A 23,970-nucleotide genomic window follows, 5' to 3' on the forward strand; every position below is an offset into this window, starting at 1 on the left:
GCATACTCACACACGCCAATATTTTTTTAATCATCTAATTGGTGCAAGCAACCCGTGGGTTTGGTTGTGTCTATACAGCCTATAGTGGGTAAAGGACTCAAACTGACGGCTTCTTTTTTATTGGTTAGCCGCATAAATGGAATTTAACCATAAAAATAATTAATCTTTGTTATTTAGTTTTTTTAACTGAGTTATTTCACATCATTAAGTAGCTATAGTCATAAACACTAACTTTTAAACTAATGACTCTATTAAATATAAGTCATTGATTTAATGACTCGATACTCTATACGAATTATTTTGGCATGATACCTGCTTTTCTACAATGAAACATACTCCGCGACATATTTTCAAAATTCAATAGATTCACGATGATTCCGGTAATTGTCAAACTTTATATCCCCTGGCGAACGGGGGATTTTTTTAATTAGGTATTCAATGACAACAAGACTTATAAAAACATTATTAATCAGCACTTAGATTAGCCCTGCTATACAAGCAGCCAACCATGCAGCCCTAACTGATATGGATTTCCATAACCCCGCCCCAGCTAAAGTACAGCTAGGAAAATTTTTGTTTTATAACAAAATCATTTCAGGCAATATGAACACCTCATGTGCGACCTGTCACCATCCCTTGGCAGGTACTGGCGATGGCTTGGCATTATCAGTTGGTGAAGGAGGCGGAGGCCTGGGAGTAACACGTGATACTGGTACGGGAAATGATACTATTCATGACCGAGTTCCAAGAAATGCACCTCATCTATTCAATTTAGGAGCAAAACAATTTATCACCATGTTTCATGATGGGCGTGTGACAGCAAACCCAGCTCATCCTTCTGGTTTTGATTCTCCTGACGGTGATAACTTACTTTCTGGGCTTGATCATTCTCTTGCTGTTCAGGCCATGTTCCCACCTACTTCGGCAACAGAAATGGCCGGGCAGGCAGGCGAAAACTCCGTTGCTGATGCGGCTGCAGCAGGCGATGTTGTTGAAGTTTGGCGCTTATTAACGAGTCGAGTCATAGCTATTCCTGAATATCGTGATTTGATCATTCAGGCCTACCCTGATATTAGTGAGAATAATATAGATACCGACGCAACATTTGTACATATAGCCAATGCTATTGGCGCTTTTGAAGCAACTGCCTTCCGTGCGGATAACAGTCCATATGATCGTTATTTAAGAGGCGAAATTCAATTTTCACAGTCTCAAAGAATGGGTTATAAAATTTTTACCGGCTATGGCAACTGCTCCTCCTGTCACAGCGGTCTTTTACAAACGGACTATGACTTTCATGCCTTGGGTATTCCACAAATCGGGACGGGTAAAGGGGATGGAATTAATGGATTAGATGATTTTGGACGTGAACAAGTAACAGGTGACAGTGCAGATCGCTACCGGTTCCGTACCCCGACTCTACGTAATGTCGCTTTAACAGGCCTATGGGGGCATAACGGTGCTTATGATACATTGGAAGCCATGGTTAACCATCACCTTAACCCCGTAGACAGTTTGAATAATTACGATTTCAGTCAGGCGCGTTTAGCTTATAATATTGATCTAAGCCCTCTGGACAGCATCGTATACAATGATCAAGATAGCCGAACTGCATTGGCAGGTGCCATAGAAATCAGCCCTGTCCAGTTAAGCCCTGAAGATGTCCGTTTTTTCTTGATTTTCTAAATGCTTTAACTGATCCGGCCAGTATGGACATGCGTTCAACTGTCCCCAATAGAGTTCCCAGTGGCTTACCAATAGCTGACTAACCTCACTTCTCCCAAGCCCGCTTAAATAATATTTTAAGCGGGCTTGTCTCTTATTCTGCTATACAGTAACAAGTTCCTCATAATTTATGGTTTTTACCGTTTCACTTGCTTTATCAAATAAAGTAGGCTTAATTAATACGGAGACCTTAACTTAAGCAAAGCATAAATAATGAGTTTATTAGCGCTACTCAAATCCTTCACTGTTGACCCGGTTTAGCTTAATATAAAAGCAAAAATTCTTTCTTTGCTTGCCTGTTTTTGCGCCATATTTTTTATTGCAATAATCACCCAGGCATTCATCGGTGTTTCTGATTCACCTATAATCGTCGCTTCAATGGGCGCATCAGCAGTTATTTTATTTTTTATCCCCAATAGCCCTTTAGCCCAACCCTGGCCATTAATTGGTGGGCAATTATGTTCGGCATTTATTGGTATGAGCTGTGCTCTCAATATTGCAGAAACAGCGTCCTCCTCAGCCATTGCAGTAGGCGGCTCTGTCCTGGCCATGTTGTTATTGCGCTGCTTACATCCACCAGGAGCGGCAACCGCACTTGCCCCTGTTATGGCGGGTCATAGTATTACCTCACTGGGTTACTCATTTATGCTGGTACCTGTTGGCATTAACCTGATCATTATGTTGATACTCACGATCATTTTTAATCGCTGGATTATGAATCTTGACTATCCCAGCGCATTAGCTTCAAAAGAAGAAGAAAAAATTCAACGTCATCATGCGACTATCCCTGAATATAAAATAGGCATCACTCAACAGGATATTGAACTGGCATTAAAAAATTCAGACAGCTTTATAGATATAACAGCTACAGAGCTAAGACATCTATTAAGTAGTGCCGAAATGAATACCTTCAAACGTGTACGTGGAGATATTTGCTGTGTTGATATTATGCAGCGCGAAATAACCACCGTTGAATATGGCACAGAAGTCGAAGACGCATGGAAATTAATTCAATCAAAAAAACTCAAAGTTATCCCGGTCGTAGATAGCGCTAATCGTGTGATCGGGATTATTACCTGGCATGATTTTTTTAAACATATAAATTTAAATGCCTATGACAGTCTGCAAGATCAATTCCGCCGTTTTATTCGGCGCACCGCCAGAATCCATACAAACAAACCTGAGGTTGTAGGCCATATTATGACTCAATCCGTTGTTACTTTGCCGGAAATGGCCCATATCGTAGAACTGATTCCATTAATGTCTATGCAAGGACACCGGCAAATCCCCATTATTAATGCAGAGCAACGCCTGGTAGGTATGGTTCATCAGGCGAATCTGGTTGCTGCGTTGTATAATCAAGACTTGGCTCATGCCATGGGTAATGGGTAATGGGTAATGGGTAATAGGTCGTCTATTCAGAAATCAAGATTGCTCAGATCAATTTATTCTTTATCCCTTATATGAACACCAACCTAATATCACCATCCACGAATAATAACCAACAAAATGAATTTAAATTACGTAACGATATTAAACATCGCAAAACAAGGAAACTGGGAAAAAGCACATCATCAAATACAGCCTGGCACCGATCCTATGGCTTGTTTAGTCCATGCCTACTTGCATCGCGTAGAAGGTGATATAGCTAATGCTAAATATTGGTATAAACGGGCAGGTACGAGTATACCCGATATTACTCTGGAACAAGAATGGGAACGTCTGCATGCACTGGTTCAAGAAAATTAAAGGCGTCTGGAATATTCCGCCCGGTCAAGGTTTCGGGTATTATTTGTCTCTTGTTAACAACTAATTGAAAAAGAAGGAGCAACTTTTAATGAATACCAGTCACTGTTCTAAAGAACAAGAAACCGTTATTTGCACCTGTACTGGAACGAGCAAGGAAAAAATTGAGCAACTTATTAACAAAGGCGCTGATACTTTAGATAAGATATCATCTGCCACCGGAGCAAATACAGGTTGTGGTTCCTGTGATGTTTTAATACTGGAATTATTAAACAAATAGAAAAACTTCATGCTGTTTTTGTCATCAACACTGATACCTGATCAGGTAATGACACAAGGGGAGTCTAAATTATTGTTTCATTACTCAGATGTTTCTTTAGCTTGCTGCAGTTTCTTTGCTATACGTTGCCTTGCCGCTTCAGGTAACTGACAAGAGACAGTATGTCCGTCCATATCGCCTAACGCCTTTTGTATCATACCCAATTGCCGTGCATAGCGAAGACAGGTTTTGCATATCAGATAATGCAATTTCAGTTCCATTCGTGTCGCCCAGGGTAGCGTGGTATCCATATTCTGTGATGTCAGTTCTATTATTTCTTTACATTTATACATAAGTTATTCCTTACTAAACCAGTTTGTTTCCAGACAGAGTCTTAGTTTTACGCGGGTACGTGATAAAGTCACCCATAGCTGGTTATCTGTTTCAAAGCCTAATAAAGCGCAGCATTCTTCTGTTTCCAGGCCATCAACGGTACGCAATAACAACAGATCTGCCATACGTTGTGGTAAACGCGAAAGGCAGTCATTAAACGCGACCCAGAACTGTTCATCGTGCATGCTTTTTTCGGGCGTCCCCCATTCAATCAGATTAATTTTCCAGTGTCCCTGTTGGTCAAATTGATAGGCTAATACATTCTCAGCTGTTTCATCATCATTTAAGGTTGTGATTTCATGCCGGTTTTTTCTAAAATGATCAATGATTTTGTGCTTTAAAATCCCGACTAACCAGGTTCTTACTGTGGATTGACCTGAAAACCGATCAACGGCCTGTAGTCCTGCAAGCAGGGTTTCTTGTACCAAATCTTCTGCCGTCGCTTCTGAACGTACCCGTATTAACGCGTAACGATACAGAATATCACCATAGTCGTTAAGCCAGTTTTCAGGTGATGTGTCTGTCTGAGTCATAAGAATATCCATTCAAATAGATGAGTAGCATTAATTATAAATGATACGCATCTATCATCCCCTTGTTATTCGATATAGCTATCCTCGCTTCCAGGCATGGAATCTGGCAACCCACTGCAATAATTTCTCGGGCTGATGATTCTTTTTCCACACACCCGCGACATATTTATTGGCTTCTGCCATGGTGGGGTAGATATGAATCGTACCCAGAACTTTATTCAGGCCCAGTTTATATTTCATCGCTAGAACGAATTCGGCAATTAAATCGCCTGAATGTTCCCCGACTATGGTTACCCCTAATATTTTGTCTTTTCCAGGCACGGTCAAGACCTTAACAAAACCATCCGCTTCACCGTCGGCAATTGCACGGTCTAAATCATCTATCCCATAGACACTGGTTTCATAGGCAATGCCCTGCTCTTTTGCGTCTTGTTCATTGAGGCCGACACGCGCTACTTCAGGATCAGTAAAAGTGGCCCACGGAATCACTGAATAATCAGTTTTAAACTTTTTAAATGCACCGAATAAAGCATTGACCGAGGCATACCAGGCTTGATGTGCTGCCGTATGGGTAAACTGATAAGGCCCTGAAACATCACCACAGGCGTAAATATTTGGAAAATTGGTTTCCTGAAAATCATTAATTTGTACGGTACGTCGATCGGATAATTGCACGCCTAATTCTTCCAGACCATAGCCGGTAGTATTGGCAACACGCCCAATGGCTAATAATACTTGATCAAAAGGAATACGTACTTGCTCACCTTTATGTTCTGCCAGCAAAATTTTTTCGCCCTTTTCGATCATAAACTCTTTAGCAGTATGCCCCAGTCTGACGTCAATACCTTCTTTGATAAACCTGGCCGCGACGGCTTCCGAAACTTCAATATCTTCGCGGATCAGCAAACGCGGTGCCATTTCAACCTGTGTCACATTAACACCTAAACGGGCAAATGCCTGTGCTAACTCGCTACCAATCGGTCCACCGCCTAATACCAGCATACGTTTAGGCTGTACACGTAAGTTCCAGACGTTATCCGACGTTAAATAATCTATTTTATCCAGCCCAGGTATCGGTGGTACAAGCGGACGAGCACCAGCGGCAATGACGATAGAGCGTGTGGTGATAGTTTTCGTACCTTCTGCGGTCTTAACTTCAACTTCCCACGGTGAAATAATGTTTGCTTCACCAATAACGACATCAACGCCTAATTCAGTATAGCGTTCCACCGAATCATGGGGAGCAACCGTTTGTATAACCCCTTGTACACGCTCCATAACGTCGCTGAACTTAAAATCCGCTTTAATTTCATTAATGCCAAATTCTTTTGAGCGCTTTAACAGGGATAATAATTTGCTGGATTTGAGCAAGGCTTTAGAAGGCACACAACCGGTATTCAAACAATCCCCGCCCATTTTATGTTTTTCGATTAAAGTCACTTTCGCCTTAACCGCCGCTGCGATATAAGAGGTCACCAGCCCCGCCGATCCACCACCAATGACAACAATATTGTTAGCGAATTTTTTAGGTTTTTGCCATTTCTTATCCATTTTCTTTGCTCCTGATTGCTGTGACAATTTTTTTGGCAAGCAGAGGAAAAAGTCCTAATAATATGAAAGAGCCAAGTAATGCAGGTGATAAAACACCAGCCAGAGATTTAACTTTACCTAATTCAGTCCCTGCATTGACATAAACCACGGTACCAGCCAACATACCTATCTGACTTACCATATAAAAAGTCCAGGTTTTCATATTGGTTAAGCCCATTAACAGGTTAATCATAAAGAAAGGAAACAGCGGGACTAAGCGTAAAGAAAACAGGTAAAACCCGCCTTCGCGCTCCACCCCTTCATTAATGTCTTTAAGGGAATCGCCGAATTTTTCTGTAACGCTATCACGGAATAAAAACCGTGCCGCCAGAAAGGCCAGGGTTGCACCGATAGTCGAAGCAAAAGAAACAATTAAAGTTCCCCATAACACACCGAAAACAGCACCGCCCGCCAAGGTTAAAATTGTTGCTCCCGGGAGAGATAAACCGGTTACAGCGATATAAATCAGTGCATAAATAGCAATGGCTAATGAAGGATGTGCGGCTCGATAGTTTTCTATTGCTGATTGCTGCGCTTTCAAGGCTTCTAAAGTTAAGTAACTTCCTAAGTCAAAGTAAAAAAAAGCCCCTATAAAGGCAGCGATAAAAATCAGTAAAATAATGCGTGAAGATGTCATTTTGTTTCCGTATTGTGAGAATTATCAATAAGTCGTGCAATTATTAGAAAACTTACAAGCACGGGACAATAAATCAGGCACAGCTAAAAAAGTTGCAATTGCAGCTCGTTAAATATATGCTTATGCGTATATCAAAACGAGATTATTTATGTCACCTGCACAATTTTTTAAATGTTTATCCGATGATACACGCTTGCGTTGTGTCACCTTGTTGCAAAAAGAAGGCAAACTGTGTGTCTGCGAACTAACAGCGGCATTGGCTTTATCGCAACCAAAAATCTCTCGCCATCTGGCATCACTAAGGCAATGCAGTTTATTGCAGGACAGCCGCGAGGGTCAATGGGTTTATTATCAGATAAACCCTGAGTTACCTGACTGGGCTTCTCCACTGCTAAAAAACGCCCTGGCGGCTGTGGAATCAACTGAACTGTTTAAAGACGATCTACAACGTTTGCAGAAAATGAACAACCGCCCCGATGCACTTGCTTGCTGCTAATTTTTTTACTATCAATATATGCTTATACGCATATTAATTTATCTTTACAGGAAATCTAATGAAACGATTACATATTCACCTTGCGGTAGAAAACCTTGAACAAAATATCACATTTTACAGCACCATGTTCGGCTGCCGGCCAACGATACAACATGACGACTATGCTAAATGGATGCTGGAAGATCCGCGGGTTAACTTTGCGATTTCTAATCGTAGCACACAACTTGGACTCGATCATCTGGGTATTCAGGCAGAGAATGAACAGGAATTACAGGCGATCAAACAACAACTTGACGCTACTCAGGCACCCATTGAAGCTCAGGAAGGTGCAGCGTGCTGTTATGCGCGTTCGGATAAATACTGGATTACTGACCCGCAGGGTATTGCCTGGGAATCATTTCATTCACTGAATGACATTCCGACCTTTAACGATCAAAAAGCGGCATCTGACGGTGAAAATCCTTTTGCTTGTCGCCCGGCGGAAAATAACAAATCATCGTGCTGTAGCTAACCTTATGCGCAAAAGCTCATTAGTTAGCAAAGGTACCCTATAAAAGGAATAAACATGTTAAACGTATTTGTTATTTGCACCGGCAATTCTTGCCGTAGCGTCATGGCCGAAGCCTTATTCAATCATTTAGGCCAGGGGCGTATTCAAGCCTTTTCGGCAGGCAGTCACCCGATAGGCAAAATAAATGCCGGCGCACTGGCCACATTGAAGCGTCATCATTTACCTTGCGCAGGCTATACAAGTCAGTCCTGGGAAGATTTTACAGATAAGATCATGGATATTGTGATTACCGTGTGCGATAACGCTGCCGGTGAAACCTGTCCTGTCTATCTGAGCAAAGCTGTCCGGGCCCACTGGGGTGTATCGGATCCGGGGCATGTCGAAGGTACCGTAGACGAAAAAATCACCGCCTTTGAAAAAACCTTTGGCATATTGCAGCTGCGCATACAAAAAATGCTGGCGTTACCACTGGAGACCATGCGTCCCGAAGAACTGACGACCCAACTTAACGCAATCGGCAAACTATCAATAACCGAAGATGAGGACTAAATCATGAGGGAAAAACAACATAATATGGGGTTTTTTGAACGCTATCTGACACTCTGGGTGGGTTTGTGTATCGGTGCTGGTATTCTGCTGGGGGCTTATGCCCCGGAATTTGCCAAAACACTGGATGGTATGAGTATCAATGTCAATGGCGCGCCAGTAGTCTCAATACCCATTGCTGTGTGTCTGTTTTTTATGATGTATCCGATTATGGTGAAAATCGATTTTGCTGAAGTGGTAAAAGCAGGAAAAAGCATCAAACCGGTGACGCTGACATTGATTGTCAACTGGACCATTAAACCCTTTACCATGTATGCCATTGCTTATCTGTTTCTGGGCATATTGTTCCAACAGTTTATTGGAACGGATGCAGTTGATTTGGTAAAAATGCCCTTTGGTTTAGATTTACCTGTAGGCGATCATTACGGATCAGGTACTGTGGTGATACATGAAGGCATCAAAATGCTGGAAGTTCCGCTATGGCGTAGCTATCTCGCCGGTTGTATTCTACTGGGCGTGGCACCTTGTACAGCCATGGTGTTAGTTTGGGGTTACCTGGCTAAAGGTAATGCCGGACATACTTTAGTAATGGTCGCCATCAATTCACTGGTTATGCTGGTGCTATATGGTGTTATTGGCGGCTTTCTGTTGGGCGTGGGGCAACTACCCGTACCTTGGGAGGCGCTGTTATTATCCATTAGTATTTATGTCGCCTTACCCTTGTTCGCGGGTTACTTTTCACGCAAATGGATTATTGCGCATAAAGGCCTGGATTGGTTTGAACAGAAATTTCTGCATATTCTGACCCCGATCACAATCATGGCCTTATTGTTGACGCTGGTTTTACTTTTTTCCTTTAAAGGATCGGTCATTATTGACAATCCTTTAACCATTTTATGGATTGCCATTCCTTTAGCAATACAAACCCTGCTGATTTTTAGCATCACCTATATCGCCGCAAAAGCATGGAATTTTTCTTATGAAAATGCCGCACCTTCCGCGCTGATTGGCGCATCCAATCATTTTGAGGTAGCTATTGCTACAGCAGTGATGTTATTTGGCCTGTCATCAGGGGCTGCGCTGGCAACAGTTGTGGGTGTGCTTATTGAAGTACCTTTGATGCTGGCACTTGTGGGTTTTTGCAAACGCACAAAAGGCTGGTTTCTGGTAATAGAATAGATTCAACATCAGAACACCTGAATCCAGTCTAATAAAATCAAAAGTTTACTGACTTTTCAATATAATAGGGTGAGACTTAAATGCGTAGGTTGGTGCTGAGCTTGCGAAGCCCAACAGGATATTTCGCCGAATTTGTTGGGCTTCGTGCCTCAGCGCCAACCTACATTAGACTTACAGGGTATCAAGTTATTTTCCGTGAGATCAGGTTGTCTGAACATAGAACCTGCAATGTCAACAGCTGCAGCACGACTCGCAGTAGTGGACATTATCTCAGACCTTGCGCAACTATTTCCCCTATTCAAAGGGTTAGCTGCGGATTAGGGTGTTATTTAACTTTACTTCCTTAGTTGAATATTTTTTTTGAATCGTAAACAGGTAGGTATTCTTATATAAACTAATTTTACGCAATAAGAACGATGCATCATTTATCAGTTCACCTTATGAACCCTTATCTGGATAGTATTATAGGTACTTGTATTTTTTCCTTCTGACTTTCTTTTTCACACTTCTGTAATATATAAGATATTTATAATTAACTGATATTACTCACTTTTTAATTAATCTATGTTATATAACTTATCATTAAAAGTTATATGTCTTATTTCTTGTATAAACACCTTTTTTCAGGCTTACCGAACAAATATAACTACGTTATTTAACCTATTTTGCTTAAAATATGGCCCCTATCCATGGGCTTACGACATAGTTTAAATCCTGATTATTTATTTTAATAGCCGACAATCATTTTGCACGCATAAAAAAAATAAATACAAGTAATTGTTATAACAGCAATTAAATCCTCGAATAGATGATTAATCATTGCATAAAATTACCTTAATAATTTTACGGTACAGAAAATGCCTTAAATTCAAAAGCCAGTGCGTATAGATCGTGCTGCTATACTTTAAATAAAAAATAAAAACAGGAAATGTATATGATTACAAACATGTCAATAAAGAAAATAGCACTTTATTCATTAACAGGTGTTGCACTCGCAGCCAGTCAGAGTAGTTTTGCGCATACACGCTTGCAAACACCGGTGATTGGTGAAAATAGTGCAAATCATGGTAGCAACTATAATAATGAAGTTATTGGGCATACTTGTACTACAGCTGGTGGTGAGCACCTTAATGCTATTGGCACGGTTGTTGTTTTCCCTGACGGCGTAGATTCTACGCTTACGGTTGATGGTGAAGCATCTGCAAAAGGAGTTATTGATTATGTGTCTAACTGGGGAAGCCCAGTACAATTAATTCAAAATAATGATGTTTTTCCTATGCAAGATGAAATTACTGATTCACTTGGAAATGTTATTGGATTTTGGGCCGGCGGCGGTGAAGGTTTGAAGCATAACTTAACCGGAGTGATCCCTTTTAGAACCAGTGGGGTGATTATTGAGCCAACTTCATGCGCCAAGAGCGTAACGTTTAGAATTGCAATTGCAGATATCTGCAAACTTACTAAAGATACTGAGTTCTCAACAGATGCACTTAACTTATGGACACCTGCAGTAGGTTCAAAATTTGAAATCGAAGGTTCTAGTGGTTATGATTCACCAGCAACCCTAAAAGTAGAGCGTAGCACTGACATGCCAGAAGAGTGTGGCGAGGGCGTTGACGTGGTCGTAACACCATCTGCAGCACAGCTTAATCGCGACATGCCTGTAAAAATTGGCGGTATACAAGTTTGGCCAAGCCTATAAATCAATAGAATTTTTAATTTTCGTTAAATTTATATTCAAATTGGGCGGTAATTTAAAATAGCGTATTTATGCATTGCCATTCTTTTTGCCATACAAACCCTGCTGATCTTTAGCATCACCTATATCGCAGCAAAAGCATGGAATTTTTCTTATGAAAATGCCGCACCCTGGACGCTGATTGGTACAATCCAATCATTTTGAGGGTGCGATTGCTATAGCTTGATGCTATTTGGTCTGTCGTCAGCGGTTGCGCTGGCAACAGTTGTGGGTGTGCTGATTGAAGTACTTTTGATGCTCGCACTTGTGGTTTTTTGCAAACGTACAAAAGGCTGGTTTCAAGTAATAGGATTGATTCCGCATTGAACCTACAATGTCCTACTGCTGTAGCACGACCCGCAGCAGTAGACATTATCTGGCCTTGCTCAATTATTCAGCATATTCACATGGTTAGCCACGGTTTATCTGACAGTTCTATTAACTGCCCAGTCATATTCAATATCTGCATCTATAGATAGGATACCGGCAAATCCGTACGATAGCAGCGAATAAACTTATCTACGCCGTCTGATTTTAGGAATGCATACTTAATAGAATCCGAAAGTTTAGATAATATTGCCCTGCCAGTCCTCAATGGACTGGCAGGACTTTCTCATGTTAGTTAATTTTACTTCCTTGATCGATTTTTTTTACGAACCGTAAACAGATAGAAATTCTTCTATAAACTAATTTTACGCGACAAGAATGATATATCGATTATCAGCTCATCTTCTGAATCCTAGCCTGGATAGTATTATAGATGCTCGTATTTTCTCCCTCTGACTTTCTTTTTCACACTTCTGTAATATATAAGATATTTATAATTAACTGATATTACTCACTTTTTAATTTATCTATGTTATATGACCTATTATTATAAGCCATATATCTTATTTCCAGTATAAATCGCCTCTTCTACGCATCTCCAACAAATATAACAATGTTATATAACCTATTTTGCTTAAAATATAGACCCTATCCAGTGGGCTTGCAACAGAGTTTAAATCCTGATTATTTATTTTACTAGCCAACAATCAGTTTGCACACATGATAAAAAATAAATACAAGTAATTGTTATAATAGTAATTAAACCTTCGAACATTTGATTAATCATTGCATAAAATTACCTTAATATTTTTACGGTACAACAAATGCTTTACATTAAAAACCAGTGCGAATAGAACGTGCTGCAATGCTTGAATAAAAATTCAAATAGGAAATGTAAATGATTACTAACATGTCAATAAAGAAAATAGCGCTTTATTCTTTGACAGGTGTTGCACTGGCAGCCAGCCAAAGCACCTTTGCACATACACGTTTGCAAAACCCGGTGATTGCCGAACAAGGTACTAGCTACAATAATGAAGTTATTGGGCATACTTGTACTACGGCTGGTGGCGAGCACCTTAATGTAATTGGCACGGTTGTTGTTTTCCCTGATGGCGTAGATTCTACGCTTACCGTTGGTGGTGAAGCATCAGCTAAAACAGTGGCTGATTATGTGTCTAACTGGGGAAGTCCGGTACAATTGATTCAAAATAATGATGTTTTTCCAATGCAAGATGAAATTACTGATTCACTTGGAAATGTTGTTGGATTTTGGGCAGGCGCGGGTGAAGGTTTGAAGCATAACTTAACCGGAGTGATTCCTTTTAGAACCAGTGCTGTGAATATTGAACCTACTTCATGCGCCAAGAGCGTAACGTTTAGAATTGCAATTGCAGATGTCTGCACACTTACTAAAGACACTGAGTTCTCAACAGATGCACTTAACTTATGGACACCTGCAGTAGGTTCAAAATTTGAAATCGAAGGTTCTAGTGGTTATGATTCACCAGCAACCCTAAAAGTAGAGCGTAGCAGTGCACTGCCTGAAAAGTGTGGCGAGGGCGTTGATGTAATCGTAACACCATCAGCGGCACAGCTTAATCGCGACATGCCTGTAAAAATTAACGGCACACAAATTTGGCCATTATAAATCAATAGACTATTTTTTCCGGTTAATAAACTCCTGCGCTTTATATACAGGAGTTTATTAATTAACCTTCAATTTATATGAAAATTAAGCGGCGGTTTAATAAAAGAGTATTTGATTTGTAATATAATGGCCAATTGCTTTTTATGAGTTAAAAAATGAGGATAAATCATGACAAATCGATTAATAAACAAAGTGGCATTTAGCGCTGCCATATTAAGCATTGGAATATATGGCACTGCTCATGCACATAGCGGTGGAGCAACATTAGATGCGGGAGGTACTAATCGAAGTGCAACTGCATTAGCCGGAATAACCTGTTTTGATGATGGCAATGGAGAGCCAGCAAAATTATTTGTACAGCTTCAAGATCAATCTGAGCCTGTTGATGGACTATTACTTAGCGTGCAAATTTATAAAGGCAACAAAGCAACCAGTATTACTGACCCAGTTTCAGGCGATGCTGATTATAGCCCTGCTGTTGAATTAGCTGCCGGTCCGGGAGTTTACTGGGTTATGCTGGATAAAACGGCTGCTGGACCAAGACGGTTTGATTTAATCTGGCATTGTGTAACTGCAGATGACATACATACCGGCACCGATATTGTCGTTAAACAATTTCAGTAAATGCTACGCATGCTTCATTTCAAATCCTGTTATTTTTTGCTGGCATTGTTAGTGAAACGAATACTATGTTTCACTAGTCTTGCATTTATAAGCTTTAACGCTATTGCTTCCGCTGGAGAAACAGGTGAAATTAGCCCTCCTTGCACGTTGAGCTCACTGACATCTGAACAAAAAACGGATGTTAAACAATATGCAGGTCAAGTTGTGTATCTTGATTTCTGGGCTTCCTGGTGTCCGCCTTGTGCCAAATCGTTTCCCTTTTTGAATCAACTGCATCGTGATCTGCAGGCTGAAGGGCTTGTTGTTATCGGGGTTAACATGGATGAGCATGTAGCAGATGCGACAGACTTTTTACAGCGCTATCCTGCAGAATTTTTGCTCGCCAGTGACCAGACAAAACAATGTGCAACAGATTTGAATGTGCGCGCAATGCCCTCTTCCTATCTAATTGATCGAAACGGTGTAATCCGTTATGTGCACTTAGGTTTTCGCTCCGGGGATCGTGAACAATTGCTTGATCAGGTACAACAATTATTAGCCGAACCTGTTATGGCAAATCAGGGGCAGTAATCATTCACAATGCTCATGGCAAGCGATCCTGCTACTGCATCATTGCGGTTTTGTTCCTGTAAAATCAAGTTATCGCTAAAAAATACTTGTCTTTGAGCGCGAAAGTACGGGCTGAATACACCGATAGAATATCAGGATAGAGCGTGGCATTATCCCGAATTTCAAGCTGGGAGTACTATAAGCCTCTAAATACCGCAATGCATGCCATTGATAGATGACTATCCAGGTTTATTTATTCTGAAAACCGCAGTTGACCGCTATAAAATACTATAAGTGACTGAATATTAAATATAATGATTGAAAATACTTATCACCTGTTCGGTGAGTATACTTCGTTACAGCTGTTGCCAAGGGCTAAGGCCATTGCCTGCGAACTGTACCTTGCCTTTCGCGCTCAGGTTTTCCACAAATTCCATACTCAACTGAGGTTTCCAGGTTTATGTTCATAACTCACCCTCCCAGACTGCTGTTATTGACAATTTTACTATTGTCATCGGCTGCCTGCAGCTCAGTGGCTCCATGGGAAAGAGGCAATCTGGCCAAACCGCAAATGGCTATAGACCCGCATCCTATGCAGAACAGTTTGCGTGGCCATGTGTATGGTAGCCGTGAAGCAGCAGGAGCAATTAGTGCTGGCGGCGGCGGTGGCTGTGGCTGCTATTAAACGCCCTGCCCCTGCTAAAAATAATGCACTACAGGCTTTAACCTCCGCTGCATTAGTATTACCAGGGCTCGTCTCTTCACCCGTCAAGGCACTGGAAGTTAACACTGTTGATTTCCAATACAGTCATTATCAGGAAGGCGAGCGTGACTTAATCAATATTAATAGTGGCCTGGCACCTATTGAAGTAGATACTATTCATTTAAATTCCAATCTCAGCCTGGCTGATAGAATCAAATTTGCCTTTAATTATGTGCAAGACACCTGGTCAGGTGCTACACCTGTTACTACAGCACCGCTGGTAACAGGGGGGAATTCTCCCATATTAGTCAATACTCCAAGTGGCGTTATTACAGTTGGGGCCTCACCGATAATCACCGGTAATATTGCCTTGAATCGTGATTTACTGCCACTCAGTCAAGCAGGAATACCCAATACTCAAACAGTTGACGTGTTATCAACAGCCTCTCCCGAAACCCGCAATCAGGTAGATATGAGGCTGGGCTATGAGTGGGATGAAGCAGCGCTGGATCTGACGGGCGGAGTCTCTATAGAACGTGATTATACCTCAGGGTTTGGTGGACTTATTGGGCGCTGGGATTTGAATCAAAAACTCACCAGCCTGAATGCCGGGGTTAATTATACCTATAGCGAAACATCGGCCATACTTGACCATGATGCAACCCCCTACATAACAAAAACAGCTTATATAGATCAAATTGAATTACGCGGCGGTTCCGAGATTTTTCATGGCAACCGTCAGGACTGGGCTACCAGTGTTGGCATTAGCCAGATACTCAACAAAAATGCTGTACTGGATGCAACGCTTAGCTATATTAACAGCAGTGGCTATTTGGGTAATCCCTATAAAGTCGTGACGGCGATATTCGTTGATCCCAAACAACTGGAAAGTGGACAAGAGGTTCTGAGTGGCAATGTTCAAGCCTTGATGGAGCAAAGGCCTGATAAGCGTAATCAAGTGGCTATCGGCGGAAAATATGTGCAGTATATCGAGCCACTTGATGCGGCCATGCATTTAAGCTATCAGTTTTCTCATGATGACTGGGGTATAAATGCGCATATTTTCGAAGCTGACTGGGTACAACCCCTGGGCCTTGGCTGGACGATTACTCCTAGAATTCGCTATTACAGTCAGAATGAAGCCAATTTTTATCAGCCTTACTTAACGGTAGAACAACCTTATAGTCAGCAGGCAGTTGATGATCAGGGGCGTGAAATCTGGGTCGATGCCAGCAATCCGGATAACGGTGTGGAATATGTACGTGATGAAAATTATAATTTGCTTGATGCTGAAGGTAATATCGTTGATGAAAGTGAACTGAATGTGCGTAATAAAACCATCGCCTTTGATGCTTCAGAATTGCCTGATCATTTCTCCAGTGACCACCGACTATCTGGTTTCGGCGCACTAAGCGGAGGCTTGAGCATTACCAAACAATTTTCTCGCGGAATTGGTTTACAAGCCAGCTTTGAATATTACTCGCATGCCGGAGGTCTGAAACTAGGCGGTGGCGGAGAAGGCGCCTACGCCGATTTTGACTATTATGTCGCCAGTGCGGCCTTAACAGTCGATCTGTCTGCAGCTGCTAATTCAATTAGTCAAAATACCCATCATCATCACGGTGGTGATGATCACCAGCAACATATGCATAATACCCCGGCAGGATTGCGTTTTGCTCATATGATGCCACAAGCGGACAGCTGGATGATCGGTTATCAATTTATGTATGGTAGTAGAGATGGCGGAATGCGCCATGGCAAAAATTCTGCAAGTGATCTGGAAGTGGTACAAAATGGCTGTACCGATGCGCTACCATGCCGCTTTACGCCGAGTGATATGAATATGACCATGAGCATGATTAATATCATGTATGCTCCCACTGACTGGTTGAACCTGATGTTAATGCCACAGTTTGTTTCCAAAAGTATGCATATACGCGAACTGGAGGGACGTCCACCCCCAAGTATTGATGTACATGAACATACCGGTGTTGGGGGGCATGAAACAGGAGGAGTGGGTGATACCCTGTTCGGAGCTTTAGTCGATGTTTGGGAACGGCCGGGGCATGAGGTGCATATGGGGTTAATGTTTAGCGCACCGACAGGCGCTGTAGACCTGGAGTTTAGAAGAATTGCACGAATAGATGGTGGAATCGTGCATTTTGGTATGCAGCTGGGGAGTGGTACCTGGGACTTTTTACCCAGCCTGACCTATAACGGTATGTACGATGACTGGTCTTGGGGAGCACAGCTCAGCGGAACTGTGCGCATGCAACAGGAAAACAGCACCGGTTATCGACTGGGCAATATTTTCCAGGCGACAACATGGGGAAATTATAATTTCACGCCGTGGCTCTCTGCATCATTACGTGGCGTTTATACCTGGCAGGATTCAATACACGGCGACTATAACGGTTTTAATGCAGGAGCTGGACCCATGGATTATCCGGATAATTATGGCGGCAGTTTCTGGGATGTGGGCTTTGGTTTAACGGCACGCGTGGTCAAAGGTGATCTGGTCGGAAATAGCGTTAGTTTCGAATGGCTGCAACCGGCAGGCGATGACTTTAATGGTTATCAGCTGGCACGTGATGGCGCATTAAGTGTTACCTGGAATTTCAGCTTCTAAACAGATGAAAAACCTGCTTTAGAATAATCCTAGAAACCGCAGTTGACCGCTATAAAGCATTATAAGTGAATGAATATAAAATATAATGCTCGTAAATGCTGGTCACCTGTTGGGTGACTATATTCCGCTTCACGGCTGTGTGGATAAATCTGAGCACGAAATACTGCGTTACAGCTCTTGCCAAGGGCTACGGCCATTGCCTGCGAGCTGTGCCTTGTCTTTCACACTCAGATTTTCCACAAAATCCGTGCTCAACTGAGGTTTCTAGGATAATGCAATTATATCATTATGAATTCAATGCGATGGGGACAGTCTGTAGCATTCAGTTATATGCAAAAAATACGCGGCTAGCCAAACATATTTCAACTGCTGTTATTGCAGATGTTAATCGCCTGGAACAGAAATATTCGCGTTACCGGTCTGATAGCCTGCTATCTAACATCAATCGTCTAGCGGCAAAAGGCGGACAAATTCAGGTGGATGATGAAACCGCCAGTTTATTAAATTATGCGGCAACCTGTTATCAACAAAGCGATGGATTATTTGATATTACGTCTGGCGTTTTGCGCCAGATCTGGCAGTTTCAACAGCAAGCCCTGCCGGATGAAGAACAGATAGCAGCTATCCGTAATAGAATAGGCTGGCAGCATTTAAATTGGTCGGCACCCTATCTAGAATTTCCAGAGCCGGGATTAGAACTTGATTTTGGTGGTATTGTTAAAGAGTATGCAGTTGATCGTGCTGCTGTTATTGCACAGGAATCAGGTATGCAATACGGTATTATCAATCTGGGCGGTGATATTCGAGTGCTAGGCCCACACGCTAATGGTCAGCCCTGGGTAGTAGGTATTCAACACCCACGAGAACAACAACAAGTCATACAAAAAATACACTTAAGTCAGGGAGCATTAGCCAGTAGCGGTGATTATGAGCGTTGCATTATTGTAAATAACCAGCGTTACGGCCATGTATTCAACCCCCGGACTGGCTGGCCAGTTAGTCATTTAGCCGCCGTTAGCGTGGTCAGTGAATTATGTGTAGTAGCCGGCAGTGCCGCGACCATTGCCATGCTAAAAGAAAGTGCAGGCACTCAATGGCTGGCACAACTTGGATTACCCTGTTTATGGGTAGATGTTGAAGGGAAAAGTGGTGGTTCACTGCTGGATCAGCAGCAATAAACTGGTTAATCAGTAGTTGGGGCGGGCCACCTAGATAGCATATATTCTCATTTGATCATGTGACTAAAACCGGCAAAGCACACAGAACAAATTAAAACTGATGTAATGCAGGTATTGCTTAATAACAATTATACTTACCTCACCTCTGGTGTTAGAGTTACACCATCAAAAAAATAAAGCTATACAAGTTAACCTGAGTTCGGGATAAGAAAAGGTGGGCAGTCTTTTGAAAATCTGAAAAAATAGAAACAACCAAGAATTTATTTTTTCTAAGACTGCCCAATGCTAAGTTTAACCCGATTATTTTGTGATGTAGATGATTTTTGTAAAACCTTTTTACCCCACTGGGAGAAAACCCAAATAGAAAACGGTGAAAAGAAAAGACGGAAAAAGCGTTGCATTAGCCCCAGTGAAATAATTACTTTGATTGTTTACTATCATCAGTCAGGGTATGACACATTTAAATGGTTTTATTTACGCTACTTGCCCAAAAACTTATCTAAAGCTTTCCCAAAGGTGCCGAGTTATAACCGTTTCATTGAATTATTGCCCGATATTATCGGTCCTTTAACGGCTTTTATGCAAACACGTTGTGGCCGAAGTGAAGGTATTGCATTTGTTGATTCAACACCCCTTTGCGTTTGTAAAAATATTCGTATTCCGCGCCATAAAACTTTCAAAGATGTGGCCCAACGAGGCAAGTCTTCTACGGGCTGGTTCTATGGGTTTAAATTACACATTATTGTGGATGATCGAGGGGAAATACTTTCTTTTTCAATCACGAAAGGGAATGTTGATGACCGTAAACCCGTACCAAAATTGGCTAAAAATCTGATTGGAAAGCTTTTTGGCGATAGAGGATATATTTCTAAAAAACTCACTGAACTTTTAGCAACCGATGATGTTGAGTTAATCACAACTCTCAAGAAAAATATGAAACCACGAGTCATAGCTGCTTTTGATGCACTTTTATTGAGAAAGCGTAGCATTATTGAAACTATCAATGATCAACTTAAAAATATTTTTCAGCTTGAGCACTCTAGACATCGTTCGCTTACGAATTATATGATCAATATTGTTGCTTGTTTAGTTGCTTATTCTTACCAGGAAAAAAAGCCTGCACTCAACTTACGTAGAGAAGATTTATTACCTTTGTTATGACGTCTTATCCCGAACTCAGGTTACAAGTTATATTCAACGAGCTTAATTCAAACTATGGACAAAAAAAAGCTTACGGAACGAGACATTTGCACCAAATACATACTCCCCGCTATAAAAAAGGCTGGCTGGGATATACACTCTCAAATACGTGAAGAAGTCCAACTGACCGCTGGCCGTGTTATTGTCCGTGGACAAATGGGGCTCCGTAGTAAAGGCAAGCGTGCCGACTTTGTGCTTTACCATAAACCAAATATGCCCTTGGCTATTATCGAAGCCAAAAAGAATACCCTGCCGATAGCAGCAGGTATGCAGCAAGGTCTGTCTTACGCTGACTTACTCGAAGTGCCATTTATCTTCAGCTCCAATGGAGATGGCTTTATTTTTCATGATAAAACCGGGTTATCTTCTCAAGTAGAACAAGAACTCAGCCTGGAACAATTCCCCAGCCATACCGAACTATGGCAAAAATACCAGCAATGGAAAGGCTACCAGGCTCAAGAACTGGAAACGATTACCCAGGACTACTATGAAGATGGTAGTGGTAAATCTCCTCGTTATTATCAGGTCCACGCGATTAATAAAATGGTTGAAGCAGTTGTAAAAGGCGAAGATCGCGCATTGCTAGTGATGGCAACAGGAACGGGTAAAACCTACACCGCGTTTCAAATTATCTGGCGACTATGGAAAGCAGACATCAAAAAACGTATCCTGTTTTTAGCGGATCGTAATATTCTGGTTGATCAAACCAAAACTAATGATTTTAAGCCTTTTGGTACAGCGATGACCAAAATTACCGGGCGCAAGATTGATACCTCTTATGAGATATTCCTGTCACTCTATCAAGCCATTACAGGGCCTGAAGAAGAACAAAAAGCCTATAAACAATTTTCGCCTGAATTTTTTGATCTGATTGTTATAGACGAATGCCATCGTGGTAGTGCGGCAGATGATTCCGCCTGGCGTGAAATTCTGGATTATTTTAATACCGCCACCCATGTTGGTTTAACCGCTACACCCAAAGAAACCGAAGAGGTTTCAAACTCTACTTACTTTGGCGATCCTGTTTATACTTATTCGCTAAAGCAAGGTATAGACGATGGTTTTTTAGCGCCTTATAAAGTGGTACGGATTGACCTTGATAAAGACCTGCAAGGCTGGCGACCAACCAAAGACCAATACGATAAAAATGGTGCGCTGATAGCAGATCGTATCTATAACCAGCAAGATTTTGATCGAACACTGGTTATTGAGGAAAGAACCCAACTGGTGGCCAAAATTATCAGTGACCATCTTAAAGCCACAGACCCCATGGCGAAAACCATCGTTTTCTGCCAGGATATTGATCACGCCAATCGCATGCGCCAGGCTCTGGTGAATGAAAACCCCGAACAGGTGGCTAAAAACCGGAAATATGTGATGAAAATTACCGGCGACGATACAGAAGGAAAAGCTGAACTGGATAATTTTATCGACCCGGAACAAGCCTATCCTGTGATTGCCACTACCTCTGAATTAATGAGTACAGGGGTCGATGCCAAAACCTGTAAATTAATCATTCTGGATCAACGCATAAAATCCATGACCAAATTCAAACAGGTGATTGGTCGTGGCACACGGATTGACGAAGATTATGGCAAGCTCTGGTTTACCATCATGGATTTCAAAAAAGCCACTGAACTGTTTGCCGATGAAGACTTTGATGGCGAAGCCGAAGTGATATACCAACCCAAAGGCGGTGACTCGACTGTTCCACCCGAAGATGAGGAAGATGATGATACCGACTCAAATAACAGTCAAGGTTCTGATGATAGTTATACAGATGGCTCAGGTGGTTTAGGTGATGGTATAGATGAACCCCCCAAAAAATATATCGTAAAAGGTGTATCGGTGAAAGTCGTCTCAGAACGTGTGCAATATATCGGCAGCGACGGCAAACTCATTACTGAATCACTTAAAGATTACACCAGCAAAACTGTCAAACAGGAATATGCTACCCTCAATGATTTTTTGCGTAAATGGAATGATACCGATCAGAAACAGGCGGTGATTGAAGAACTGGAAGAACAGGGTGTTATCTGGCAAGCATTAGAAGATGAAGTAGGCAAGGATTATGGTGCTTTTGATCTAATCTGCCATATTGTCTACGGCCAGCCACCGTTAACCCGCAAGGAGCGTGCTGATCAGGTGCGTAAACGGGATATATTCAGTAAATATGGTGAGCAAGCACAAAAAGTGCTGGAAGCCTTATTAGAAAAATATGCCGATGAAGGCATTACCCCGATTGAAAATGTTGCAGTTCTTAAAGTACAACCTTTCAGTGAAATGGGTCGCCCTATAGAGCTGATTAAAGGCTTCGGCGGCAAAGCACAATATCAACAAGCCGTTAAAGATCTGGAACAAGTGCTTTATAGTTAAATTTTATCCACGGATAATAAAAAAAGAGTCCACGAAAAACACGAAAGGCACGAAATAAGAGCGAAAGATTTAAATTATTTGTAGCTATGAATGATGACAGCTTATTGAGAATATACGTAACTGTTTTGGGGTGTAACGTTCGTGTTTTTCGTGCCTTTCGTGGACAAAAAATGATAAATGAGCGCTGACGGTTGTTATATATGCACATTTAAACTATTATATGTGCATATATAACATAAAGAAGAGTGTAATATGTCTGCATTAGAACAACTTAAACCTACACCAGAAACAGTCCTGGCTAAAGCAGTGTTGAAGGCCTCTGAACAGTTAGGATTAAAGCAGGCTGAATTAGCGGCAGTATTGGGTGTGCATCGCACGGCTATTAGCCGCCTAAAACAAAATCAATCACTTGATCCTATGTCCAAGCAAGGGGAAATTGCCCTTCTGGTGGTACGCATCGCCAGAGCTTTGTTTGCGTTAACAGGGGGTGATTCAGAGTGGATCAAACACTTTATGCACACGCACAATAATGTCACCGGTGGTATACCCGCCAAACAAATAGCAAGCATTCAAGGCCTGATGACGGTTGTGCAGTTTGTTGATGCCATTCGGGGAAAAGTTTAATGCTATGGGATACGTGCAACGGAGCGCAGCAGATAGGATATTTAAACGGGACACTCTATCGCCTGGTTGAAAGCCAGGAACAAATTGCCACCTTGGGCTATGTTGACACGCTGGATGAACAAGCCCTGCTTGAAGAAATGCTGGAGAACACCAAGCCCGTCTACAGGGAAAATTTAAGTGCCTATCACTACTTGCTGTCCACGCCTTTTCGTTACCCGCCATTAAAATGGGGCTCACGCTTTGGCGGTGTGCATGAGCCCAGTATTTTTTATGCTGGTGCCAGTGTTAATGTCACATTGGCTGAATCGGCTTATTATCGCTTTGTATTTTGGAATTCAATGGCGGGTACGCCGATTAAAAACCAGATCCGCACAGAGCATTCGCTTTTTTCAGTCGATTATCAATCACAGCAAGGCGTCAGCTTGCAGCAAGCTCCCTTTGATAATTATGCAGATGAAATCGCCAGCCCAACTCAGTACATCCAGTCACAACAGTTAGGTTCAGCGATGCGAGCATCAGGTGTTGAAGCATTTGAATACCCGTCAGCGCGTGATCCACAACAAGGTATCTGTGTTGGCCTGTTTACAGCGCGTGCATTTAGACATAAAAATCCAGAGAACATGAGTCAATGGCTATGTGAAACAGCTGCCAGTGAAGTGCTCTTTAAGCAGCTTGGTTCAAGCGTAATAACAAGCTACAAGCTTGAAACGTTTCTCGTTGACGCCATACTCCCCATGCCCGCGTAACAACCTATCA

General features: G+C 41.9%; 23 protein-coding genes. 19 read left to right on the forward strand and 4 right to left on the reverse strand.

Translation table 11 applies throughout. The annotated features are described in order from the left end of the window. Positions 1 to 603: 603 nt before the first annotated feature. The 4 genes from AU255_RS16125 to AU255_RS16140 all read left to right on the forward strand — a co-directional run bounded on the left by AU255_RS16125 (position 604) and on the right by AU255_RS16140 (position 3,751). Positions 604 to 1,686: a cytochrome-c peroxidase gene (locus AU255_RS16125; RefSeq protein WP_233144706.1), complete on the forward strand. Its 1,083-nt coding sequence runs from the start codon at positions 604 to 606 to the stop codon at positions 1,684 to 1,686. A 318-nt stretch (positions 1,687 to 2,004) separates the two neighbouring features. Continuing rightward, entirely contained in the window at positions 2,005 to 3,117 is a 1,113-nt protein-coding gene (locus tag AU255_RS16130) for an HPP family protein (protein ID WP_456299073.1), read from the forward strand. Between the two features lie 117 nt (positions 3,118 to 3,234). Next, on the forward strand, positions 3,235 to 3,474 hold the full coding sequence (locus tag AU255_RS16135; RefSeq protein ID WP_080523944.1) for a hypothetical protein: 240 nt from the start codon (positions 3,235 to 3,237) through the stop codon (positions 3,472 to 3,474). A gap of 88 nt (positions 3,475 to 3,562) precedes the next feature. Beyond that, complete coding sequence (locus AU255_RS16140; protein ID WP_080523945.1) at positions 3,563 to 3,751, forward strand: (2Fe-2S)-binding protein; 189 nt, start codon at positions 3,563 to 3,565, stop codon at positions 3,749 to 3,751. Positions 3,752 to 3,831: 80 nt separating this feature from the next. On the opposite strand, the gene AU255_RS16145 is transcribed toward AU255_RS16140, so the two are convergent. From AU255_RS16145 to AU255_RS21230, 4 genes are all read right to left on the reverse strand, one after another. Next, the gene (locus tag AU255_RS16145; protein WP_080523946.1) at positions 3,832 to 4,083 is read right to left on the reverse strand and encodes an anti-sigma factor family protein; all 252 of its coding nucleotides are present in this window, start codon (positions 4,081 to 4,083) and stop codon (positions 3,832 to 3,834) included. Between the two features lie 3 nt (positions 4,084 to 4,086). Continuing rightward, positions 4,087 to 4,656, reverse strand: coding sequence for a sigma-70 family RNA polymerase sigma factor (locus AU255_RS16150; RefSeq protein WP_158083069.1), 570 nt, complete (start codon positions 4,654 to 4,656; stop codon positions 4,087 to 4,089). Positions 4,657 to 4,734: 78 nt separating this feature from the next. Beyond that, on the reverse strand, positions 4,735 to 6,207 hold the full coding sequence (locus AU255_RS16155; protein ID WP_332889031.1) for a dihydrolipoyl dehydrogenase family protein: 1,473 nt from the start codon (positions 6,205 to 6,207) through the stop codon (positions 4,735 to 4,737). Continuing rightward, positions 6,200 to 6,883, reverse strand: coding sequence for a TVP38/TMEM64 family protein (locus AU255_RS21230; protein ID WP_332889030.1), 684 nt, complete (start codon positions 6,881 to 6,883; stop codon positions 6,200 to 6,202). Before AU255_RS21230 ends, AU255_RS16155 begins: the two co-directional genes overlap by 8 nt. 148 nt (positions 6,884 to 7,031) lie before the next feature. Between AU255_RS21230 and AU255_RS16160 the strand changes: the two genes are divergently transcribed. The 15 genes from AU255_RS16160 (at position 7,032) to AU255_RS16230 (ending at position 23,960) form a co-directional block, all read left to right on the forward strand. After that, a complete protein-coding gene (locus tag AU255_RS16160) occupies positions 7,032 to 7,379 on the forward strand; it encodes a metalloregulator ArsR/SmtB family transcription factor (protein ID WP_080523947.1) in 348 nt (115 codons plus the stop codon). A 58-nt stretch (positions 7,380 to 7,437) separates the two neighbouring features. Then, positions 7,438 to 7,890, forward strand: coding sequence for an ArsI/CadI family heavy metal resistance metalloenzyme (locus tag AU255_RS16165; RefSeq protein ID WP_080523948.1), 453 nt, complete (start codon positions 7,438 to 7,440; stop codon positions 7,888 to 7,890). A gap of 54 nt (positions 7,891 to 7,944) precedes the next feature. Then, on the forward strand, positions 7,945 to 8,439 hold the full coding sequence (locus tag AU255_RS16170) for an arsenate reductase ArsC (protein ID WP_080523949.1): 495 nt from the start codon (positions 7,945 to 7,947) through the stop codon (positions 8,437 to 8,439). A gap of 3 nt (positions 8,440 to 8,442) precedes the next feature. Then, positions 8,443 to 9,615 (forward strand): ACR3 family arsenite efflux transporter, encoded by a 1,173-nt coding sequence (gene arsB, locus AU255_RS16175; protein ID WP_080523950.1) that lies wholly within the window; start codon positions 8,443 to 8,445, stop codon positions 9,613 to 9,615. A gap of 934 nt (positions 9,616 to 10,549) precedes the next feature. Further along, complete coding sequence (locus AU255_RS16180) at positions 10,550 to 11,317, forward strand: hypothetical protein (protein ID WP_080523951.1); 768 nt, start codon at positions 10,550 to 10,552, stop codon at positions 11,315 to 11,317. 1,261 nt (positions 11,318 to 12,578) lie between these two features. Then, positions 12,579 to 13,331, forward strand: a complete 753-nt coding sequence (locus tag AU255_RS16185; RefSeq protein WP_080523952.1) for a hypothetical protein — start codon at positions 12,579 to 12,581, stop codon at positions 13,329 to 13,331. Between the two features lie 168 nt (positions 13,332 to 13,499). Continuing rightward, a complete protein-coding gene (locus tag AU255_RS16190) occupies positions 13,500 to 13,955 on the forward strand; it encodes a hypothetical protein (protein WP_080523953.1) in 456 nt (151 codons plus the stop codon). Between the two features lie 51 nt (positions 13,956 to 14,006). Next, a complete protein-coding gene (locus AU255_RS16195) occupies positions 14,007 to 14,525 on the forward strand; it encodes a TlpA disulfide reductase family protein (RefSeq protein ID WP_233144708.1) in 519 nt (172 codons plus the stop codon). A gap of 472 nt (positions 14,526 to 14,997) precedes the next feature. Next, on the forward strand, positions 14,998 to 15,189 hold the full coding sequence (locus AU255_RS16200; protein WP_233144709.1) for a DUF4266 domain-containing protein: 192 nt from the start codon (positions 14,998 to 15,000) through the stop codon (positions 15,187 to 15,189). Next, a complete protein-coding gene (locus AU255_RS16205; RefSeq protein WP_158083154.1) occupies positions 15,125 to 17,836 on the forward strand; it encodes a DUF3570 domain-containing protein in 2,712 nt (903 codons plus the stop codon). The genes AU255_RS16200 and AU255_RS16205 overlap by 65 nt, the downstream gene beginning before the upstream one ends. 272 nt (positions 17,837 to 18,108) lie before the next feature. After that, positions 18,109 to 19,014: an FAD:protein FMN transferase gene (locus AU255_RS16210; RefSeq protein ID WP_198942666.1), complete on the forward strand. Its 906-nt coding sequence runs from the start codon at positions 18,109 to 18,111 to the stop codon at positions 19,012 to 19,014. Between the two features lie 282 nt (positions 19,015 to 19,296). Beyond that, the gene (locus AU255_RS16215) at positions 19,297 to 20,175 is read left to right on the forward strand and encodes an IS982 family transposase (RefSeq protein WP_080521034.1); all 879 of its coding nucleotides are present in this window, start codon (positions 19,297 to 19,299) and stop codon (positions 20,173 to 20,175) included. A gap of 54 nt (positions 20,176 to 20,229) precedes the next feature. Continuing rightward, the gene (hsdR, locus tag AU255_RS16220; RefSeq protein ID WP_080523955.1) at positions 20,230 to 22,590 is read left to right on the forward strand and encodes an EcoAI/FtnUII family type I restriction enzme subunit R; all 2,361 of its coding nucleotides are present in this window, start codon (positions 20,230 to 20,232) and stop codon (positions 22,588 to 22,590) included. A gap of 252 nt (positions 22,591 to 22,842) precedes the next feature. Continuing rightward, positions 22,843 to 23,214 carry an MbcA/ParS/Xre antitoxin family protein gene (locus AU255_RS16225; RefSeq protein ID WP_080523956.1) on the forward strand — a complete coding sequence of 124 codons (372 nt, stop codon included), beginning with the start codon at positions 22,843 to 22,845 and terminating at the stop codon, positions 23,212 to 23,214. After that, positions 23,214 to 23,960: an RES family NAD+ phosphorylase gene (locus tag AU255_RS16230; protein WP_080523957.1), complete on the forward strand. Its 747-nt coding sequence runs from the start codon at positions 23,214 to 23,216 to the stop codon at positions 23,958 to 23,960. Before AU255_RS16225 ends, AU255_RS16230 begins: the two co-directional genes overlap by 1 nt. Positions 23,961 to 23,970: the final 10 nt, after the last annotated feature.

It is taken from the genome of Methyloprofundus sedimenti (genome assembly GCF_002072955.1).
GTDB lineage: Bacteria > Pseudomonadota > Gammaproteobacteria > Methylococcales > Methylomonadaceae > Methyloprofundus > Methyloprofundus sedimenti.